The organism is Pedobacter endophyticus (genome assembly GCF_015679185.1).
Taxonomy (GTDB): Bacteria; Bacteroidota; Bacteroidia; order Sphingobacteriales; family Sphingobacteriaceae; genus Pedobacter; species Pedobacter endophyticus.
The window spans coordinates 3686126-3708294 of the sequence record NZ_CP064939.1; the positions used below are offsets into that span (position 1 = coordinate 3686126).

Annotated in this window: 12 protein-coding genes; all 12 read left to right on the forward strand. The window is 42.7% G+C overall.

Annotation, left to right across the window (positions count from 1 at the left end; all coding sequences use genetic code 11):
* Window positions 1-121: 121 nt before the first annotated feature.
* Window positions 122-1813 carry a tetratricopeptide repeat protein gene (locus IZT61_RS15000; protein WP_196097847.1) on the forward strand — a complete coding sequence of 564 codons (1692 nt, stop codon included), beginning with the start codon at window positions 122-124 and terminating at the stop codon, window positions 1811-1813.
* Complete coding sequence (locus tag IZT61_RS15005) at window positions 1791-2585, forward strand: DUF4292 domain-containing protein (protein ID WP_196097849.1); 795 nt, start codon at window positions 1791-1793, stop codon at window positions 2583-2585. The genes IZT61_RS15000 and IZT61_RS15005 overlap by 23 nt, the downstream gene beginning before the upstream one ends.
* A 246-nt stretch (window positions 2586-2831) precedes the next feature.
* On the forward strand, window positions 2832-4118 hold the full coding sequence (locus IZT61_RS15010) for a murein hydrolase activator EnvC family protein (RefSeq protein ID WP_196097851.1): 1287 nt from the start codon (window positions 2832-2834) through the stop codon (window positions 4116-4118).
* A 369-nt stretch (window positions 4119-4487) separates the two neighbouring features.
* Complete coding sequence (locus IZT61_RS22525; RefSeq protein ID WP_317193162.1) at window positions 4488-4844, forward strand: Sec-independent protein translocase subunit TatA/TatB; 357 nt, start codon at window positions 4488-4490, stop codon at window positions 4842-4844.
* A 10-nt stretch (window positions 4845-4854) separates the two neighbouring features.
* Window positions 4855-5055 carry a Sec-independent protein translocase subunit TatA/TatB gene (locus IZT61_RS15020; RefSeq protein WP_196097853.1) on the forward strand — a complete coding sequence of 67 codons (201 nt, stop codon included), beginning with the start codon at window positions 4855-4857 and terminating at the stop codon, window positions 5053-5055.
* Between the two features lie 19 nt (window positions 5056-5074).
* The gene (gatA, locus tag IZT61_RS15025; protein WP_196097854.1) at window positions 5075-6496 is read left to right on the forward strand and encodes an Asp-tRNA(Asn)/Glu-tRNA(Gln) amidotransferase subunit GatA; all 1422 of its coding nucleotides are present in this window, start codon (window positions 5075-5077) and stop codon (window positions 6494-6496) included.
* Between the two features lie 103 nt (window positions 6497-6599).
* Window positions 6600-8003: a lytic transglycosylase domain-containing protein gene (locus IZT61_RS15030; protein ID WP_196097856.1), complete on the forward strand. Its 1404-nt coding sequence runs from the start codon at window positions 6600-6602 to the stop codon at window positions 8001-8003.
* 352 nt (window positions 8004-8355) lie between these two features.
* Entirely contained in the window at window positions 8356-10884 is a 2529-nt protein-coding gene (locus tag IZT61_RS15035; protein ID WP_196097858.1) for a phosphocholine-specific phospholipase C, read from the forward strand.
* Between the two features lie 228 nt (window positions 10885-11112).
* Window positions 11113-13434, forward strand: a complete 2322-nt coding sequence (locus IZT61_RS15040; RefSeq protein ID WP_196097860.1) for an NADP-dependent malic enzyme — start codon at window positions 11113-11115, stop codon at window positions 13432-13434.
* A 70-nt stretch (window positions 13435-13504) separates the two neighbouring features.
* Window positions 13505-14089 (forward strand): Holliday junction branch migration protein RuvA, encoded by a 585-nt coding sequence (gene ruvA / locus IZT61_RS15045; protein ID WP_196097862.1) that lies wholly within the window; start codon window positions 13505-13507, stop codon window positions 14087-14089.
* A gap of 12 nt (window positions 14090-14101) precedes the next feature.
* Window positions 14102-21277, forward strand: a complete 7176-nt coding sequence (sov, locus tag IZT61_RS15050) for a T9SS outer membrane translocon Sov/SprA (RefSeq protein ID WP_196097864.1) — start codon at window positions 14102-14104, stop codon at window positions 21275-21277.
* Between the two features lie 499 nt (window positions 21278-21776).
* Complete coding sequence (gene gcvH, locus IZT61_RS15055; protein WP_196097866.1) at window positions 21777-22157, forward strand: glycine cleavage system protein GcvH; 381 nt, start codon at window positions 21777-21779, stop codon at window positions 22155-22157.
* Window positions 22158-22169: the final 12 nt, after the last annotated feature.

The window sequence follows — 22169 nt, forward strand, 5'->3', positions numbered from 1 at the left end:
GAATCGGAAAGGACTGAATGATAGCATGATGGAATGAAGAATTAATTGATTGATCGAGTGATAGAATGATGATAGCCATACTGTTTAAACATTCACTCATTCAAAATTCAAAAATAAAACAATGAAAAACTATATTTTTCTCGCATTGCTTGCTTTTGGCGGAGGGGTGTTTGCGCAAGTGCCTGCGATTTCGGCCAGCAGCAGAGACAGCAATATGGTTAAGCAATTGTTTTTTGCGGGCCTTCGAGAGAAAATGTCGGAGAATTACAATCAGGCATCAACCAGTTTCGATAAGATTGTGAGTATTGATCCGAGTAACCACGCGGCCTATTTCGAACTGGCAAACGCCAATCTTCGGATGGAAAAGCTCAGTGCTGCCGAACAGAATATTAAAAAAGCAATTGCGCTGAATGGCAACAATCAATGGTATTACCGCTTGCTGATAGAGGTTTACAAACGAAATAACAACATGGAGGCTTTGGTTTCTGCATTCGATCAGCTGATTAGAATCGATCCCGAAAACGATGCCTATTATTTCGATAAGGCCAATGCCTTTTTTCTATCCAATAAAATCGACGAGGCAAAGAAAGTGTACGGCGAAATAGAAGCCAGGTTCGGGCCATCGAAAGAACTGCAAACGGCTTTACGCAGACTGCAATCAGATGGCACTGCCACCGAAAGTGATATTATTAAGTTGTTGGAAGGCAGTCAGGCCGACGTTAAAAATTATTTATACGCTGCGGGTTTGTTGATGCAAAAAGGCAACGATCAGGAAGCATTGAAAGTGCTTTTAAAAGCCCAAATGCTTGAACCAGCAGATTTTGAGGTCAATCTTTCGCTAGCCGATGTTTACCGCAAACAAAAAAACGACGAGGCCGCATTTGCTGCTTTAAAGCGTGCCATCGAAAGTCCTGAAATGCCTGTTTCCGAGAAGGTTAAAATCATAGCAGGCCTATTTCCAAAGTTAGATCAGGCTTTGGTAGCTAAACATGTTACCGAAATGGCGGGTTCAATGGCCGAAAAAAATCCGTCTGACGCTAAAATTCTTGCACTTTACGGCGACGTACTTTATCAACAGAACAAATTAAAAGAAGCATTGGCCCAATACCAGGCGGCGCTAAAGCTGAATGAACAGGTTTTTGTAGTTTGGGAGCAGGTTATTAATATTCAAACCTTGATTGGCCATTATGAAGAAGCGATTAAAGTTGCCGATGAGGCGCTAACAATTTACCCAAACCAGGCGAGCTTGTATTATCATTTGGGCTATGCACTTTATAAAACCGCAAAGCTAGAACCTGCATTGTCAAACCTGAAATCGGCCTTGCAGCTCGATGTTGATAACAAGAGCCTGCAAGCACAAGTGTTTGCGCTGCAAGGCGATATTTTTATAAATCAAGGCAATTTTACACAAGCTAAAACTGCGTTTGAAAAGGCCATAGAACTTGAGCCCGATAATTATCTGATCATGAATAATTACGCGTATTATCTGGCCCTGAGGAATGATGATTTGAGCAAGGCAGCAAAATATGCTGAAGCTGCAGCAAGCGCAATGCCGAATAATCCATCAGTTACAGATACCTACGCTTTTATCCTTTTTAAGCAGCAAAAGTACGATTTGGCTAAAACTTGGGTAGAAAAAGCGCTTCAAAACAATAGCCTAAAGAACGGTGTTTACTTGGAGCATTACGGCGATATCCTCTTTATGAAAGGAGAAAAAGAGGCAGCAGTTGAACAATGGAAAAAGGCAAAGGTTGCCGGCAATGAATCGGAAGTTTTAAATAAGAAAATTAATGAGAAGAAATATTTTAAATAGCGCAGCATTACTAGCGGCAATCGTTTTTGTATCATCGTGCACGCCGAAAAAGCAAATCGTTGTGGCTCCTCCGGTTGCAACAACCGAAACAGCGGTAGATAATTCTAAAGCCGAAGCACTAACCTTATTAAACAACAAGCAGTTAAAAATTAATACACTTTCGCTAAAGGCAAAGGCAACATTAGATATTGCCGGCAATACCAACGATGTAACCATGAACTTCCGCATGAAAGACAAGGAAGTAATTTGGGTAAGCATTACGGCGTTAGGTGGTGCTTTTGAACCTGCACGGGCTTTGATTACGCCAGACAGCATCAAGATTATGAATAGGCAAAAAAGCCAGCTCATTGCAAAGCCCTTTAGCTACATATACAATTTTACCAATAGGCAGGTAAACTTTAATACGCTTCAATCCATTTTAACAGGAAATGCAATGGGCGAGTTTTTAACTTCCGAATCTACAGTAAAGCAGGAGAATGGCGTTTGGGTGGTTTCAGGAAGAAAGCAGGATCTGGATTACCGTTTGCTTTTCAACACACTCTTTAAGGTTGCCGAAACCAATTTGAACGATGCCAAAAACGGGCAGGCGTTAAAGGTTACTTACACCGACTATCAAAAATTAAACGAATATCTTTTTCCAACCGCCTTGCAAATCAACACCCTATCCGGCAATAAGAAAATAAATATCGATTTGCAATTTGTTAAAATCGATGGCAATGTTCCGGTCGATTTTCCGTTTAAAGTTCCAAAGAGTTATACTTTAGTTAATTAGGCCGATTTTACGTGTTTTCGTCATCGAACTGAAGCTTTTTCCCCCCAGAGATGCCTTTGGGCACCGCTTCAGGAGAAATCTGTAAGCTAAGAACTGCTTGCTTTGAGTTGGCACCAGTGGCGGAGGGATATCTCTCCCGATAAAAATCGGCATTCGATATGACGGTTATATTTACGATGCACCTTTATGGCCTTAGTATCTCATTTTAAATATTTTTTACTGTAAAATTTTTATACTTTTGGCTTAATGAAGCTACACAAATTCCTATTTATACTGTTTTTAAGCGCATTTGCAATTTCAGCTACTGCGCAAACGGAGAGTCAACTCAGGAGAAAAAAAGAGGCAATACAGCGTGAGATTGAACAGCTCCAAAAGAATTTGAGTAAAACCGCAAGCGGCAAAAAACTAACACTTCAGCAAATTAATGGCATAAATGCCCAGATTCGGTTGCGCCAGCAAAAAATCGGAACAATTAACTCCGAAATAAAAAACATCGATAATCAAATCTCACAGAACACAAATACCGTACATAACTTACAAGATCAGTTAGGCGATTTAAAAAAGGAGTACGCTGCAATGATCCGCTTTGCACAGCGAAACAGGAACGCATACGATAAAATGATGTTCATCTTTGCCTCGAAAGATTTTAATCAGGCTTATAAGAGAATAAAATATTTACAACAATTTAGCCAGTACCGTAAAAAGCAAGCCGGATATATTGAAACTACACAGCAAAACCTGAATGGAAAGATCAAAGTTTTGGATAAGACTTTAAGAGAAAAAAGTAATCTTTTGAAGGAACAGGAGCGTGAGCAGGAAAAATTGGGCAAGGATAAAAACCGGCAATCGGTTACTCTGGGTAAGTTGAGCAAGCAAGAGCGCCAGTTTAAACGCGATATTGCGCAGCGCAGAAAGCAGCAGAAACAAATTGATGCCGCCATTAGCGCCGCCATCAGACGGGCCATTGAAGAAGCCAAGCGTAAAGCAGCCGAAGCCGCCCGTATTGCAGCAGCTAAAGCAGCGGCAGAAGCAGCAAAAGCCAAGGCCGAAAACCGACCAGCGCCGGCAGCACCTGCGGCAGCAAAAGCCAAAACCACAAGTGAGGCATTAACGGCAACGCCCGAAACCGCCCGTTTATCGGCCGGGTTCGAAAATAACAGGGGCAGGTTGCCCTGGCCAGTTGCAAATGGAACCATAACCGAAACATTTGGTCGCCACATGGTCGATCAGGCTCCGTATACCAACGATGGCGTTGATATTACAACAAGCGATGGCGCTGCGGTTAGGGCTGTATTTTCGGGCAAGGTGTTAACCGTTCAATATATACAAGGCCGCGGGGTAGTAATTATTATCCACGGTGAGTACATTACCGTTTACCAGAATCTAAGAAACGTTTCGGTAAGTACGGGCAGCAATGTTGAAACAAAACAAACCATTGGGGTTGTGGCCAATACCGGAGATGATGCGATATTGAAATTCCAGATTAGACGAGGACAGTCGCCTTTAAATCCGGAAGGATGGATCAGTAAATAGTGAATGGGCAGTTACCAATGACCAGCTGTCATCCTGAGCGGAGTCGAAGGACAATGACCAGTAAACCAATAACCAGCTGTCATCCTGAGCGGAGTCGAAGGACAATAAGCAGTGAACCAATAACCAGCTGTCATCCTGAGCGGTGGCGAAGGACAATGACCAGTGAACCAATAACCGGCTGTCATCCTGAGCGGAGTCAAAGGACAATGAACCAGTTAACCAATAACCAACTGTCATCCTGAGCGGTGTCGAAGGACAATGAGCAGTGAACCAATGAGCAGCTGTCATCCTGAGCGGAGTCGAAGGACAATAAGCCAATGGGAAAAAAACATAGTTTTAAATTGTATATTTGTATAAAATAGATTAGTGATGTATCAAGGCACGTTATTAGAGTTTTTAAATATGGGTGGATCGGAGATCGTACTCATTTTAGTGGTGGTTCTATTGTTATTTGGAGGTAAAAAATTGCCAGAACTTGCCCGGGGATTAGGAAAGGGAATTAGGGAGTTTAAGGATGCATCCGACGGCGTTAAACGTGAAATCCACCGAAATATTAACGCAATGGATTTAGATAAGGACGAGGCGGAACAAACCGTTTCGAACAATAATAATGAGCGTCATCATCCAGCTGATGAGGCACCGATTGACGAAAAAGTAAATACCGATCCCTTAGTTAACAGCACATCCGCAGAAGAAAAAATTATAACTGATAAAGAAAAAGTTTAAATAAAAAGTTATGTTAAATACAACAATAGCAGCAATGCTTGGCACACCAGAAATTATATTGATCGTTGCTGCGATCCTTTTAATTTTTGGAGGAAAGAAAATTCCTGAACTAATGCGTGGTTTAGGTAAAGGTGTTAAAGAATTTAAAGAAGGAAAAGATGGTGTTGATGGAGAGCATGTAGATCCATCTAACCGCGATAAAACCGTTTAATTGCAATATATTTTTAGTTTTGAAGAAATACAGCGCTCTAAAAGAGATACAAAGGCTCATTTCGCAAAAAGCTTTAAACCTGCCCGACTTATTGGCTTATTATCTTAAGCAAATTGAAGATAACAAACACCTCAATGCATTTAACGAGGTGTTTTTTTATTCGGCAGAAGTTCAGGCCAAAGCGGTACAACAGAAAATCGAAAACGGTACCGCAGGTAAACTGGCAGGTATGGTTATTGGCATTAAGGATAACATTTGCTACAAAGACCATGTGGTAACCGCATCATCGAAGATGCTCGATGGTTTTGTTTCGCCTTATTCATCAACCGTTGTGCAGCGATTATTGCAGGAAGATGCTGTTATAATTGGTCGCCTAAATTGCGACGAATTTGCTATGGGCGGATCCAACGAAACTTCGTATTTTGGTGCAGCTAAAAATGCCGCTAATCCCGATCTTGTTCCCGGTGGTTCGTCTGGCGGCTCGGCAGTTGCCGTGCAGGCCGATATGTGCCTTGCTGCCCTCGGTACCGATACCGGTGGCTCAGTTAGGCAACCAGCTGCTTTTTGTGGGCAAATTGGCTTAAAACCTACATACGGTAGAATTTCTCGCCATGGCGTAATTGCCTATGCCTCATCCTTCGATCAGGTAGGCCCGATTACAGCCTCAGTTGAAGATGCTGCCTTGCTTTTACAGGTTCTTGCAGGTGCAGATGATAATGATTCAACCGTTTCACCACTCGAAGTTCCCGATTATCCCACCTTATTAAGTGAAAATAAAAAACAAAAAATAGCTGTTTTAAAAGAAACGATTGAGAGCGATGCGCTCGATCCCGAAATTAAATCGGCAATATTAAAATCAATAGATGATTTAAAGGCACATGGGCATACTGTTGAGTATGTATCATTCGATTTGCTCGATTATCTGGTGCCTGCATATTATATCCTCACTACTGCAGAAGCATCTTCGAACCTTTCGCGGTACGATGGTGTACATTACGGTCATCGCAATACCGAGGCGAAATCGCTTACCGAGCTTTACAAACGATCGAGAGCAGAAGGCTTTGGCGAGGAAGTCAAAAAGCGCATTTTACTAGGTACTTTTGTATTAAGTGCCGGTTACTACGATGCTTATTACCAAAAAGCACAACAGGTGCGCCGCTTGATAAGAGAAAGGGTAGATGCACTTTTTGCAGATTACGATCTCATCTTATCGCCTGTGGCACCAACCGCTGCATTTAAAATCGGCGATAATGTGCAAGATGCATTGGTGATGTATATGGCCGATATTTTTACCGTTTTACCATCATTGAGCGGCAATCCGGCGATAGCTTTGCCTTTGGGCAATAATTCAGAAGATTTACCGTTAAGTATTCAATTTATAGCCAAACATTTTGAGGAAGATAAGCTTCTGGCTTTTTCTCAGGCATTTTTATCAAATTAGTCGAAGTCCGGAAAGCCCGGGTTCGTAAGTCATTATTGCAATTGGATCAGATATTTTGCTGTCATTCTGCCGGAATGACAAATCATAGTAAACCAAATAGCTCATGATTAAAAAATTACTTTTTGCCTCTATTTGTGCTTTTCTTGGATTCGCCTCCACTTCTTCTGCGCAGCAAATTTTAAAATTAGATAGTCTGCCGAAGGGACAGAACAACATTTTCATCAATACCGATACAACAGCGGTTCCTGTCGTAAACGAGAATCCGTTGATGATGAGCCAAAATTATATCTACAAGCTCAGGCTCGATTCGATAACCAAAACCGTTCCCCTGCCTTACAACGAGTTCGTTCAACAATACATTGATATCTATGCCAAACGCAAGGATATGTTTGGCAAAATGATGGGCTTATCAAACTACTATTTTCCCATTTTTGATAAGGCGCTCAAAGATTTTAATATTCCGCAGGAAATAAAATACCTTACCATCGTAGAGTCGCAAATGAACCCGCATGCCATTTCGAGGGTTGGCGCAACCGGTATTTGGCAGTTTATGTTTGGTACGGGCAAAGCTTATGGCTTAAAGATGGATAATTTTGTTGATGAGCGGAAAGATCCCATTCAGGCCAGTTATGCGGCTGCAGCTTATTTTAGAGATGCCTATGAGGAACTCGGCGACTGGCTTTTGGCTATTGCAGCCTACAATTGTGGCAAGGGAAACGTAACACGTGCTATAGCGAAGGCGGGTTCCAGCGATTTTTGGGAGATCAGACAGTTTTTGCCAAAGGAAACCCGAAACTATGTGCCTGCATTTATTGCCGCTGTTTATGTAATGAACTATTATGGCAAGCACCAAATTGCCCCGCAAGCCTGCGATTTATACCTGAAAACAGATACCGTTCAAACTAGCAGGTTCGTTTCGCTTTCGTCGCTGGCCAAGGCCTTAAATGTGAATGAAACAGCGCTGTTTGCGTTGAACCCATCGTATAAAAAGAAAATTGTAAACGGAACCGATGAAGAGCCTAAAAGGATTGTGATGCCCAAGTTGCGGGATGCAGACTTTGCGGGTATTTACGATGTGCTTTACAACTCGGAGCTTGATGTAGATATGAAAGTTGTTCAGGCGAGCACCGACGATGTGCGTGATTTACGCAAGCAAAAGTTAACAACTCCGCCCGCAGTTGCGGTGGTCTATCATAAGGTTGCCTCTGGACAAAACCTGACCTCGGTGGCGAATAAATACGGCGTAGAGGTTCAGGATTTACGTGTGTGGAACCGCCTAAAAAGTAAAACCATTGTTCCCGGGCAGAAACTGAAAATTTTTGCCAAAAAGCAGGCCACGTTAAAAGCGCCAACTTCATTTTTAAGTTACAAAGTGAAGATCGGCGATACGCTTTCGGGCATTGCCGAAAAGTTTGACGGAGCAACCGTTCAAAGCATTAAAAAGGATAACGGATTAAATAAGGCGGCGTTGCAACCGGGTATGGTCCTCAAAATTAGTAAGGGCTAAGGCCGTCGGCAAGCTGCATCTAAGCAGGTCGTCTTTTCGATTGTAGCGTAGCGGAGAAATCTTTGAAGCATCATCTGGCGCAAGCGGCTCGCTTGTGCCTATCAAATTATTCATCCACTCCCCTCTTTGAATACAGAAACTCGCACTGTTGTCCATATGCAAAGGGGCTCCTCACTGTTCCATTAATTTAATATATGTCGTAGCGAGACGCTACGACGAGGGTAGGACGAGGGTAAGTCACCAGCGCACTTCCAAACTGTAACATTGTTATCGATTTACAGATTATTAACTTTCACTTCATTCAAAATGTGTTAAAATAGATTTAATTTGCTTCGAATCATTCTAACAAAACATGGATACCCGAAGAGAATTTCTCCGCAAATCTTTACTGCTTTCTGGTGCTACAGGCTTGGCAAGCGTTATGCCATCGTCAATTCAAAAGGCATTGGCAATAGACCCGGTGCCCGGAAGTACTTTTCTCGATGCCGAGCACATCGTAATCTTAATGCAGGAAAACCGGTCGTTCGATCATGCATTTGGTAGTTTACAAGGTGTTCGCGGCTTTAATGACCCAAGGGCGGTAACCTTGCCAGACAATAAGCCGGTTTGGTTTCAAACTGATGCGGTTGGAAATACATACGCTCCTTTCAGGCTAAATATTAAAGATACCAAGGTAACCTGGATGGGCTCGTTGCCGCACTCAAGGGCCAGCCAGGTTGATGCCTACAATGAAGGCAAATACGATAAATGGCTTATAGCGAAGAAATCGGGTAATAAAAATTATGCACAAATGCCTTTAACCTTGGGGCATTACGTTCGCGAAGATCTTTCTTTTAACTATGCACTGGCAGACGCTTTTACCATTTGCGATCAGAATTTTTGCTCGGCTATGACCAGTACAACACCAAACCGATCGTTTTTTTGGACTGGCAAAATTACCCACGATGAAGATGGGATTCCAAAAGCCAATATCAGAAACGACGATTTTGCGTATGGTAAACACCCCTGGAAAACTTTTCCTGAACTTTTGGAAGAAAACAAAATCAGCTGGAATTTTTATCAGAACGAAACCAGCTGCGGAGGTGGATTTAAAGGTGAAGAAAGATCGTGGCTCTCGAACTTCGGCTGTAATTTGTTAGAGTTTTTTAAGGCCTACAACATCAAGTATAAAGACAAGTATGTAGAGAACCTTCAAAAGTTGGTTGAAACCTTGCCCGGAGAAATAAATAAATTAGAAGAAGCCAGTCCCTCAAGTGATGTAGCGGCAAAAAAGATTCAAAACGACCTTAAAAATAAAACCAAAGCGCTGGACGATGCTACAGCTGAACTGAAAAAGTGGAACAGCGAAAACTTCGCTAAGCTAAGCGATGAACAGAAGAGCTTGTTTTACCGTGCTTTTGTAGTCAATAAAAATGATCCTGATTATCGAAGTATCTCCACTATAAAATATAACGACGGTGCGAAAGAACGCGAGGTTACTGTACCAAAAGGTGATGTGCTTTACCAGTTCAGGCAAGATGTGAACATGGGTAAACTGCCAACGGTTTCGTGGTTGGCGGGGCCGCAAAACTTCTCCGATCACCCAAGTGCGCCATGGTACGGAGCGTGGTACATTTCGGAAGTAATGGACATTTTAACCAAAAATCCCGAAGTGTGGAAGAAAACCATATTTATTGTAACTTACGATGAAAACGACGGGTATTACGATCACGTGCCGCCGTTCTCTATTCCAGATAACAACAAACCCGAAACCGGAAAGGTGTCAAAAGGCATCGATACCGAAATTGAGCATGTTCGTTTGGCAAATGAACTTAAACAAGGCGTACCCGAAAAAGGGGCACGCGAAGCCCCGATTGGGCTAGGCTTTAGGGTGCCGATGTTAATTGCATCGCCTTGGAGCAGAGGCGGTAAAGTAAACTCGCAGGTTTTTGATCACACCTCTACACTTCAGTTTTTAGAGGAGTTTGTAAACAAAAAATACAATAAAAATATCCGGTTGGATAACATCAGCCAATGGCGCCGGGCGATTTGTGGCAACCTGACTTCAGCATTTACCCCATTCGATGCAGAAACTGAAAAGCTGCCGTTTCTTAACCGCGATGCCTTTGTAGAAACCATTTTCAATGCCCAATTTAAGGAGCAGCCGAAAATAGCTAAACCGCTATCAAGTGAAGAAATAAAACAAGTTGTTTCCACAAATGATTTCGCAAGCCTGATGTCTCAGCAAGAGAAAGGGATCAGAAAAGCCTGCGCCTTGCCGTACCAACTTATGGGATCGGGTTCGTTAGACCAGAGCAAGCAGCACTTTCAGATTAAAATGGCTGCCAAAAACCAGCTATTCGGCAAAAGTGCTGCGGGCGCCCCATTTACGGTTTATGTTCCGGTAAAATTTAAGGATGATAGCAAAGAAGATATGTGCCGAAATTGGTCGTTCGCCGTCAAACCGAATGATGAGCTCGACTATTTCTGGCCGTTAAGTGCTTTCGAGGGCGGCAAATATCACTTGCGATTGAACGGGCCAAATGGCTTTTATCGTGAATTTATCGGAACCGCCAATGATCCTTTCATTACGATCTCGGCCGAGCATGAGCTGAATCGCTTAACAAAAGCACCAACAGGAAACATCAAACTGGTAATAAAAAACGAAAGCTCAAATCCGGTAGATCTTGAATTGACTGACATCGGTTATAAAACGAACAATTTGCGTAAATCAATCGCGGCAAAAGCTGAAGAAGCCTTTATTTTAAATTTAAAGGCAAGCTACGGCTGGTACGATTTTGAGCTAAAAAGCAGTGCAAACAGTTTGTTCTCGCAACGATATGCCGGGCGGATTGAAACCGGAAAAGAAAGCTTCACCGATCCGGTAATGGGCCGGGTTTAAATTGAACGGATGGAAAATCAAATAGTCGTAGCGAGACGCTACGACGAGGTGGGGTTTACCTAAAAAACAAACAACCAACTCCAAACTGTCAAATCTTTCCCCAACCATTCAGTCTATTCATTTTTGCAATAATCCCAAAACAATTCCCTTAACTTTCTCCAATACCTTTTTTATTTTAAGCCTCATAAAAAGAATTGTACCTTTGCACCGTCACTAATAAGTTACTTAATGAGTAATACAAATAGAAAACAAGATGCATTGGACTACCATTCACAAGGTCGTCCGGGAAAAATACAAGTAGTACCAACCAAACCTACAACATCGCAACGGGATTTAACCCTGGCCTACTCACCTGGAGTGGCCGAGCCCTGTTTAAAAATAGCAAACAACAAAGAAGATGTTTACAAATATACCGCCAAAGGTAATTTAGTAGCTGTAATTAGTAACGGAACAGCCGTTTTAGGTCTTGGGAACATTGGTCCCGAGGCGGGCAAACCAGTAATGGAGGGCAAGGGGTTGTTATTCAAGATCTTTTCTGATATCGACGTTTTCGATTTAGAGTTGGATACCGAAAATGTAGATGACTTTGTAAAAATCGTAAAAGCGTTAGAGCCTACCTTCGGTGGAATTAACCTCGAAGACATTAAGGCGCCTGAGTGTTTCGAGATCGAGAGACGCTTAAAAGAGGAAATGAACATCCCCGTAATGCACGATGATCAGCACGGAACCGCGATTATTTCGGGCGCCGCACTGTTAAATGCCTGCGAATTACAGAAAAAGAAAATCGATAAAATTAAGGTTGTGGTAAGTGGTGCTGGCGCCGCCGCCGTTTCTTGCTCAAAAATGTACCTTTCGTTAGGGGTGAAGCAAGAAAACCTGGTAATGTTTGATATCAATGGCTTAATTGATGTAAACAGAACAGACCTCGACAGCATTAGAATGAGCTTTGCCACAACCCGAAAAGACATTGCTAATATCGGCGAAGCTATGAAAGGCGCAGATGTGTTTATTGGTCTTTCGGCCGCAAACGTAATCTCTGCCGACATGCTCTTGGGCATGGCTAAAAACCCTATCGTTTTCGCTATGGCGAATCCAAACCCCGAAATTTCGTACGATTTGGCCATTAAAACCCGTAAGGATATTATTATGGCAACCGGCCGTTCCGATTATCCAAACCAGGTAAACAATGTACTGGGTTTCCCTTACATTTTTCGTGGAGCGTTAGATGTTCGTGCGACAACGATTAACGAAGAAATGAAAATTGCTGCGGTAAAAGCCATCGCAGAATTAGCTAAAAAATCTGTTCCCGAAGCTGTTAACCTCGCCTACAATGCCAGAAACCTGAAATTTGGCAAAGATTATATCATTCCAAAACCGGTCGATTTCAGGTTAATTACCGAAGTGTCAACAGCAGTGGCAAAAGCCGCTATTGCGAGCGGTGTGGCACGCAAAATTATCACCAATTGGGATGCTTACAACGAAGAATTAAGAAAGCGGTTAGGGCTTGACGATGCCATTATGCGTGCCGTTACCACCAAGGCCAAAATGGATCCCAAACGTGTGGTATTTGCAGAAGCCGATAACTATAAAATTTTAAAGGCGGCGCAAATCGTTAAAGATGATAACATTGCTATTCCTATTTTATTAGGTAATAGAGAAAAGATACAGGAAATTATTGATGCACACGCACTTGAGCTAAGCGGGGTCGAAATTATCGATCAGACAGAAAATACCCCCAAGGCCCTTCAATACACCGAAGCGTTGTTTAAAAAGCGCCAACGTAAGGGCGTGTCGTCAATGAGAGAAGCCACAAAGCTGATACGCGACCGTAATTATTATGGTGCATCGATGGTAGAATTTGGCGACGCCGATGCCATGATTTCAGGACTTACCAAAAATTATACCGCCGTAATTAAGCCGGCCTTGCAGGTAATAGGCGTAGAGCCGGGTGTAAAACGTGTTGCGGGCATGTATTTGATGATGACCAAAAAAGGCCCGGTATTTTTCGGCGATACTACTGTAAACGTAGATCCAACTGCCGAAGAACTGGTTGATATTACGCTACTGCTCGATAAATCTGTTAAGCAATTTAACATTAAGCCACGCATTGCGCTACTGTCTTACTCAAACTTTGGCTCGAACGATGGCGTAACCCCCGAAAAAGTTAGGCAGACGGTTAAGTTATTGCACAGAGATCACCCAGAAGTGATAGTTGATGGTGAAATGCAGGGAAACTTTGCCATTAATAACGAATTGTTGAAAGATAATTTCCCTTTCAGCACGCTGGCCGATGAACCAGCGAACACTTTGGTGTTCCCAAATCTCGAATCGGGCAACATTTCATACAAACTCCTGCAAGAACTGGGCGGTGCCGAGGCCGTTGGTCCGATCCTTTTAGGGCTAAATAAACCTGTTCATATTGTTCAGTTAGGAAGCTCCGTAAGGGAGATCGTAAACATGGTAACCATTGCCGTTGTTGATGTTCAGGCCAAACAAGAAATTGAAACATCAAAGCGAAAAGGTATATTTGGAAAAACAACTAAGAAATAAACCTTAAGGATTGATCTGTTGACAGTGGGTTTCAATCTAAAATCGTAATTCTAAAATCGTAATTTAAAATATGTACGCCTATATTGACGGTAGATTAACGTTCAAAAATCCAGCTTATGTTGTAATTGAGGCCGGAGGTGTAGGCTACCACATCAACATCTCATTAAATACCTACAGCGCGTTAGCCGAGGGAGAAAAGTGTAAATTGTACACCTGGCTGCACGTAAAAGAGGATGCACATACATTATACGGCTTCGCTGATGAGGGCGAACGCCGTTTATTTTTACACCTGATATCTGTATCAGGCATTGGGCCAAACACCGGCAGAATGATCCTGTCATCCATTACCCCCGTTGAAATACAAACCGCGATTGTGACTGCCGATTTGCCACTTATACAGCGTATTAAGGGCCTGGGGGCAAAAACCGCCCAGCGTTTGGTTTTGGAGTTGCAAGATAAGCTTAAAAAAGAAGGCGCAGATTCATTAATTTCTATGCCTCAACACAATACAGTTAAAGATGAAGCGTTATCTGCATTAGTAATGCTCGGATTCGCCAAACAAACAGCCGAAAAAACCATCGATCAGATTTTAAAAGTAACAGAAGGAACACTTTCGGTGGAGCAACTAATTAAACAAGCTTTAAAAAAATTATAGATAACAACGCATTTGAAGAGAATTTTTACACACCTATTCCTCATTTCTGTTTTCTTATTTGCTTTCCAAAACGCTTTCTCACAAGTTGTTCCGGGCAAAACAGATACCGCTGCGGCCAAAAATAAATTTGGCTTGCAAGAAAAGGAACGCCTGGGTTTGGGAGCGCCGCCGACGCCTTTTAATCCATCGCCGAGTAATTTAAAAAGAATTGTAGAGTACGATGCCAAAAATAAGCGTTATGTAGTGAAGGAGCTTATTGGCGATAAGTACGTGCTGCAAACGCAATACCTCACAATTGATCAGTACCAACGCCTGCTAAACAGCGAAATTAAGCGAGATAACTGGCGAAGCATTTCAAACTCTGAGGTGAGCGATTACCGCAATACAGGCATTATCCCTCAAATTAAGGTGAACAGCAGGGCATTCGAGAAATTATTTGGTGGCTCGGTAATCGATATTCAACCACGCGGAGAGGCAGAGCTCACTTTTCTGGGCCGAATAAATAAAAACGAAAACCCGCTTTTTAACGAACGGCAAAGGGTACAGACCAATTTCGATTTCAATCAACGAATTCAAATGGATTTGGTGGGCAACATCGGTACCAAGCTAAAAATTAAGAGCAATTACAATACCGAGGCGCAGTTCGATTTCGAAAATCAGATTAAGCTTGATTACACTGGTGGTGCTGACGATATTATCCAAAAAATAGAGGCTGGTAATGTAAGCATGCCTTTAAACACCTCGTTAATTACCGGAACGCAGGCGCTTTTTGGTATTAAAACGCAATTAAAGTTTGGGCGGTTAAACGTAACCAGTGTTTATACACAGCAAAAGTCCGAATCGCGGGAGCTGAATATAACCAACGGTGCACAGCAAAATACAACAACCGTTAGCGCCGATAGTTACGAGGCCAACAAACACTATTTCTTATCGCAGTTTTTCAGAAATAACTACAATAAGTATTTGGCCAATGCGCCGATTATCACCTCTCCAATTCAAATTACCAAAATAGAGGTGTGGATAACCAACAAAGCGGGGAACACGAACGATTCGCGTGATGTTTTGGGTTTTATGGATCTGGGCGAGAACCAGCCTTACAATACAACCTTGTTTACAGGCGGAACATCGGGCTTGCCAGCAGGAACAACTGCAACTGGTTTCCCACAGCAGTCGAATAATTTGTTAGCAGCCTTACCTGCCGGGGCACGCTTTACAAACTCAAACGACGTTATTTCGTTCTTTCAGGGAAGCGGAACTACCGATAACTATGCCAAGTTAACTTACGCCAGAAAACTTACTGATCGAGAGTTTACTTTTCAGCCGCAATTAGGTTATATCTCCCTAAACAACCCGTTAAATGCCGATGAAGCCCTAACCGTTGCTTACCGATATACCTATAATGGCGTTGAATACCAAGTGGGTGAATTCTCAACTGATATCCCTTTCGATGCGGCAAATCCGAAAGTTTTATACACCAAATTATTAAAGAACGAAACGAACAATATCAGTTTGCCAATCTGGGATTTGATGATGAAAAACATCTATTCCATTGGTGGCTACCAAATCAGCAGCCAGAATTTTAAGCTGGATATTTATCGTATCGACAATCAAACCGGGGTTGAAAGTCCCATCATGACCGAAGGCCAGAACACGGCAAACCGACAATGGATTGCCTTGACGGAGTTTGACAGGTTAAATCAGCAAAATGAACGGAAACCTGATGGTATTTTCGATTTTATTGCGGCCAACAATGCCTTTGGCTCGTACTCTACAGCCAGCAACGCTAACACCAACAATCTTTTCGGTACCAATGCTGCGGGTGTGGCTACGCTCATTACCAACACCAACACCGGATATATTACCATCGACCCCGCAAACGGCAGAATTATTTTCCCGATCATTGAGCCTTTTGGTAAAGACTTAGCTGCCAGATTTGCCCCCGGCGAACAATCGTTAATTGATAAATATGCGTTTACGGCACTTTACGATTCAACACAAACCATCGCAAAGCAGCTTTTTCAAAATCAAAACCGATATCTGATCAAGGTTAACTATCAATCGGATATTTCTTCGGAGTTTAATTTGGGCACCTTTAACGTTCCCGAAGGGTCGGTAAAAGTATTTGCCGGTACCATGCCGTTAACCGAGGGTGTCGATTTTACGGTCGATTATCAGGGCGGTAGAGTAAGCGTCATCAATCAGGCGCTTTTAATTTCTGGTCAGCCCATCAGAATCACAACCGAAAACAACGAACTTTTTGGTTTGCAACAACGATCGCTTTTTGGTACCCGTTTAGATTATCGGGTAAACAACAAGTTAAACCTTGGGGCAACGGTAATGAACCTTACCGAAAAGCCTTTAACACAAAAGGTAAATATTGGCGAAGAACCCATTTCTAATACCATTTTGGGTGGTGATATCAATTACAGTTCGCCTTCTCGTTTTTTAACCAAAATGGTCGATAAAATTCCATTTATATCTACCAAAGCCCCCTCAAGTGTTACCTTTTATGGCGAGTTTGCGCAACTGATTCCCGGCCACCCGCGGGCGTTAAATTTTGCAGGGAGCAAAAACGGAGTAAGTTATCTCGACGATTTCGAGGCATCGAGATCGGTAATCGATTTAAAGAGTGCCGTTGCCTGGCAGTTATCGGGTACGCCGCAATTATTCCAAGAATCGCAGCTTGTTGATGATCTCGCCTATGGTTACAACCGTGCAAGGATAGCTTTTTACAACATCGATCCTACTTTTTATAATTCATCCGCATCTACAACGCCATCAAATATCCGCAACAACCGAAACGAGCTTTCTAACCATTATGTTAGGCAGGTAATTGAACAAGAAGTTTTTCCGTTTAAGCAAACCGCTACGGGGCAGGCGTTAAACATTACCACTTTAGATGTTGCCTACTACCCCACAGTGCGGGGACCATATAACTTTAAAACTACCGGGTTTAGGCCCGATGGTAGTTTGTTGCAGCCACAGAACAATTGGGGCGGTTTCCAACGTAAAATTGAGACCAACGATTTCGAGGCTTTAAACATCGGTTTTATTGAGTTTTGGGTGTTAGATCCGTTTATTTATAAGCCAAATGCTACCGGTGGAGATATGTATTTTAACCTGGGCAATATTTCCGAAGATATCTTAAAGGACGGCAGAAAATCGTTGGAGAATGGTTTGCCGGCTACTGACGATCCTTCGAAATACGACGAAACCAGTTGGGGTAGGGTGCCAAAGCTACAACCCGTTGTACAGGCTTTTGATACCAATGTTGATGCCCGTAAGGCACAGGATGTTGGTTTAGATGGTTTATCGGATGCCGGTGAGCGTGCCAAGTTTGCCGCTTCAATCAACCAAATTAAATCGCAATTGAACGCAACCGCATCTGCCTCGCTCGATGCCGATCCGTCGTCAGATAACTATGCCTATTTTAGAGGGCCTGCATTAGATCAGATCAATGCCGGAATATTAAAGCGTTACGAAAAATACAATGGCACCGAGGGCAACTCGAAAACATCACAACAATCGCAAGAAGAGTTAGGGTTAGAGAATTCTGCATCTACCTCGCTTCCCGATGGTGAAGATATCAACCGCGATAACAACATGACGCAAAGCGATCAATATTTCCAATATAAGGTGTCTATGCGCCCCGGAGATTTGGTTGTTGGGCAGAACTTTATTACCGATAAGGTTACTTCGCAGGTAAAACTGGCCAATGGCAACACGCAGGCCGCAACCTGGTATCAGTTTCGGATTCCAATCGGCGACTACCAACAAAAAGTTGGCGGCATACAAGATTTCAAGTCCATCCGTTTTTTCAGGATGTTTATGACCAATTTTGCTGATACCGCGGTGTTGCGTTTTGCAAAATTGCAATTGATTCGTGGCGAATGGCGTCCGTTCAACTCATCAAACGAAGCAGCACAAGTGATTGTAGAGCCATCGTTGCCGGCATTAACCCCCGACAATTCGAGCATTGAGGTTTCAACTGTAAATATCGAAGAAAACGGAAAGCGATCGCCAATTCCGTATGTTACGCCTCCGGGTATTATCCGCGAACGCGATTATAGCAACTACCGTGGCGATACCCGCTTAAACGAGCAATCGCTTTCGGTAACCGTTAAAGATTTGAGAGACGGTTATGGCCGGGCTGCATTTAAAACTTCGTACAGTGATTTCAGATCGTACAAGCATTTGGAAATGTTTGTTCACGCCGAAGCTGTAAATAATCAGATTTTGAACAATAATGATGTTGCCGCATTTTTAAGGATCGGGACCGATAACATCGATAACTACTATGAGTATGTAATGCCTTTGCAGATTACCCCTCCTGGTACCAGCGATCCGGATGCGATTTGGCCCGAAGCCAACAGGATGGATGTCGATCTTACCCTTTTCCAGAATGCAAAGCTTGCCCGTAATTCGGCCCGGTTAGCCAACGGACAACCGTGGCCAATTAATATTCCCTTTACCTATACCGATGGAACGCGAACTATTGTAGTTAAGGGCCAGCCAGACATGAGCAAGGTGCGGGTGTACATGCTCGGAATTAAGAACCCGCTTAGAAATTTAAGCGTTGGCGGAGCTGACGATGGCTTCGATAAGAATGCACTGGTATGGTTTAATGAGTTGCGATTAACTGAATTTGACGAAAAGGGCGGTTGGGCAGCTACAGGCAGGTTGAACCTAAAGCTTGCCGATTTTGCCGATGTGAACATTTCGGGGAGCAAATCGACCATTGGCTTTGGTTCTATCGATTCGAAAGTGAGCGAGCGGAATCGGGCAGATAACACCTTGCTCGATGTATCATCAGCAGTAGAGCTTGGCAAGTTTCTTCCGCAAAAGTCGGGTGTTAAAATCCCGATGTTTGTTAATTACTCTAAGCAGGTATCAACGCCGCAATATAACCCACGTACGCCAGATATTGAGCTGAAGAATGCATTAGAGCAGGCGAGTAGGGCCGAGAAAGATTCGATTTTGAACTTCGCTCAGGATTATACTGTGCGCAGAGGCATCAACTTTACAAACGTTAGAAAAGAACGCACCAACAACAGCAAGCCGGCTCAGCTTTGGGATATCGAAAACTTTGCCGCCAGCTATGCCTATACCCAGTATAACCACCGCGATTTTATTAATCAAAGCAGCATTCAAAATACCTATAGAGCATCGTTACAGTACAGTTATTCCAGAGAGGCCAAAACAATTGCTCCTTTCGAAAAGATCATTAAATCGAATATGCTGGCGCTGTTGAGAGATTTTAATTTTAGTATTTTCCCAAGTGCCATTAATTTTAGAATTGATGTAGATCGATTATATTCTGAAAACACATTAAGAAATAACGACCCTACCAACACTTTAGGCGTTTATCAGAATGGGTACGGTACCACCTTTAATAAGAACTTTACCATGAGCAGAATTTATGGTATTGCCTGGAACCTGACCCGATCGCTTCAGCTCGATTTTAATGCCACAAACTATTCTATTATTGATGAGCCAGATGGCCGGATTAACGGCTTAAAGCGTGATACCGTTTGGGAGAGCCTTAAGCGTTTAGGGCGTACAACCGATTACAACCACAACTTAAACGTAACCTACAACCTGCCTATTGATAAAATACCAGGCTTTAACTGGGTAAAGGTTACCACGCGTTACGGAACAAACTTTAACTGGCAAACTGAGCCGCTTTCTACCCTCCGCGATCCAAATATTAACCTTGGCAACACGGTGCAAAACAGTAGAACCATTCAGGTTAACCCAACCTTAACCCTTTCTACGCTGTACAACAAGTTTGGATTTGTACGGAAGGCGGGCAGCGGCGATACCGGAGGAAAAGTGACGAACTTTTTTGTGAACCTGTTAACCAGTTTAAAAAATGTAAGCGGAAATTATGTGCAAACTAAGGGAATCTTTTTGCCGGGCTACTTGCCAACAACGCAATACTTTGGGATTGATGATGTAACGGGCGCACCGGGCCTGGGCTTTGTTTTCGGTAGCCAGCAAGACATTAGGCAACGGGCACTCGCCGGAGGCTGGCTAACCAGCGATACACTGCAAACGCAGTTGTATGTAAATACCTTGAGGGAGGATTTGCAAATGACTGGCCAACTGGAACCGTTTAAGGATTTTAGAATTACCTTAAGAGCCAACAAGGTACAAACCCGCAATTTCTCCAGCAACTTTAGGTATTTGGAAAGTACTTCTTCATTTGAGAATTTAAGCGCCATTACCACAGGCGATTACAGCGTTTCTTATATCGCGCTGGGAACAGCCTTTAAGGAGAAGAATGCCAACGTGATCTCGACTTTGTTTAATCAGTTTATGGCTAACCGGATAATTATTTCGAGAAGATTGGGTGCACAAAATCCTAACTCGAGTGGTGTTACCGATGGGTATGCCGATGGCTATAGCAAAGAGAGTCAGGATGTGTTGATTTCGGCATTTATGGCCGCTTATTCGGGCAAGGATGCGAATAAGACACGCATGAATGCGTTTCCGAAAATACCGCTGCCAAACTGGAACCTAACTTATAGTGGTTTAACCCGAATCCCTTTCATTGCCGATAAGTTTTCATCGGTCGATATCAGACATGGGTACCGTTCTTCATATAACATCAATGGTTTCAATTCATTATTGAGGTACCAGGAAGTTGGAGGCTTTTCGAGCACTCGTGATGTAAACAACAACTTTTTACCCGAGTATCAATTTGCACAGGTAACCATTTCAGAGTATTTTGCGCCGCTGGTTGGTATCGATACACGGTTTAAAAATAACTTAACGGCATCTTTTGAGTTAAACAGATCGCGGTTGCTGGGCTTGAGCCTGTCAAATAGTCAACTCGCACAATTATCAGAAAATAACATGGTACTTGGCTTGGGCTACCGAACCAATAAGTTCCGTTTTCCTTTTGGCTTGTTTAAGAGTTTAAAAATGGATAACAATATGGATTTTAAGCTCGATGTTGCCGTTCGCGATAACAAAACGGTGATTTACCGTGCCGATATCACCGAGGCCGAAGTATCATCGGGTGCCAAGAACATTACATTACGCCCGAGTGTAGATTATGTGTTGAACCAGAAGTTTAATATCAAATTGTTTTACGATTCGAACATTACCAAACCGTACACCTCGCAAACGTTTAATACATCGTTCAGTAATTTTGGATTTAGCTTAAGGTTTACATTGAATTAGGTTTAAAAGCACAAACTACTTCGTCGTAGCGTCTCGCTACGACGATATGAGTACATACAGTTCTACAACCCGTCATATCAATAACCGATTTTTTCATCGGTTGAGCTATTTGTTAGTTAACTGTTCCAATCTAAAGGAAGCAGTGCTTGGCAGACAGATTTCTCGGCTACGCTCGAAATGACGGACAATGGAGTGAGTTTCGCACTACCTCGTCGTAGCGTCTCGGTACGACGATATGAGTACATACAGTTCTACAACCCGTCATATCAATAACCGATTCTTTCATCGGTTGATATATCTGTTAGTTAACTGTTCCAATCTAAAGCCAGCAGTGCCTGGCGGATAGATTTCTCGGCTGCGCTCGAAATGACGGAAACGGAGGAAAACCCTTCAACACCCCATCATATCGATAACCGATGATATTTAACTAAGCAAAATAACGTTAACATTGTTATATCTCGAAAATCCTCGTTAACTTTGGCAAACTAATTTATAACAAATGAATTTTCCATCAGAATTAAAATACACTAAAGACCACGAATGGGTTAAAGTTGAAGGTAATGAAGCTTTTATCGGTATTACGGATTTTGCACAACGCGAATTGGGCGATATCGTTTATGTAGACATTAACTCAGTAGGTTCGGAAGTGACCAAAGAAGAAGTTTTCGGAACGGTTGAAGCCGTAAAAACAGTATCTGATTTATACATGCCGGTAACTGGTACCGTATTAGAAATCAACGCTGAACTAAACGATAATCCTGAGTTGGTAAATTCTGATCCTTATGGACAAGGATGGATGGTAAAAGTTACCTTGAGCGATTTAGCTGAAGTAGAAGGTTTGCTTTCTGCAGATGCTTATAAAGAATTGGTTGGCGCTTAATTTTAAGATATT

Coding starts and splice junctions, on each gene's coding strand:
- IZT61_RS15000 (WP_196097847.1), top strand. CDS start 122: ATGAAAAACTATATTTTTCTCGCATTGCTTGCTTTTGGCGGAGGGGTG.
- IZT61_RS15005 (WP_196097849.1), top strand. CDS start 1,791: ATGAGAAGAAATATTTTAAATAGCGCAGCATTACTAGCGGCAATCGTT.
- IZT61_RS15010 (WP_196097851.1), top strand. CDS start 2,832: ATGAAGCTACACAAATTCCTATTTATACTGTTTTTAAGCGCATTTGCA.
- IZT61_RS22525 (WP_317193162.1), top strand. CDS start 4,488: ATGTATCAAGGCACGTTATTAGAGTTTTTAAATATGGGTGGATCGGAG.
- IZT61_RS15020 (WP_196097853.1), top strand. CDS start 4,855: ATGTTAAATACAACAATAGCAGCAATGCTTGGCACACCAGAAATTATA.
- IZT61_RS15030 (WP_196097856.1), top strand. CDS start 6,600: ATGATTAAAAAATTACTTTTTGCCTCTATTTGTGCTTTTCTTGGATTC.
- IZT61_RS15035 (WP_196097858.1), top strand. CDS start 8,356: ATGGATACCCGAAGAGAATTTCTCCGCAAATCTTTACTGCTTTCTGGT.
- IZT61_RS15040 (WP_196097860.1), top strand. CDS start 11,113: ATGAGTAATACAAATAGAAAACAAGATGCATTGGACTACCATTCACAA.
- ruvA (WP_196097862.1), top strand. CDS start 13,505: ATGTACGCCTATATTGACGGTAGATTAACGTTCAAAAATCCAGCTTAT.
- gcvH (WP_196097866.1), top strand. CDS start 21,777: ATGAATTTTCCATCAGAATTAAAATACACTAAAGACCACGAATGGGTT.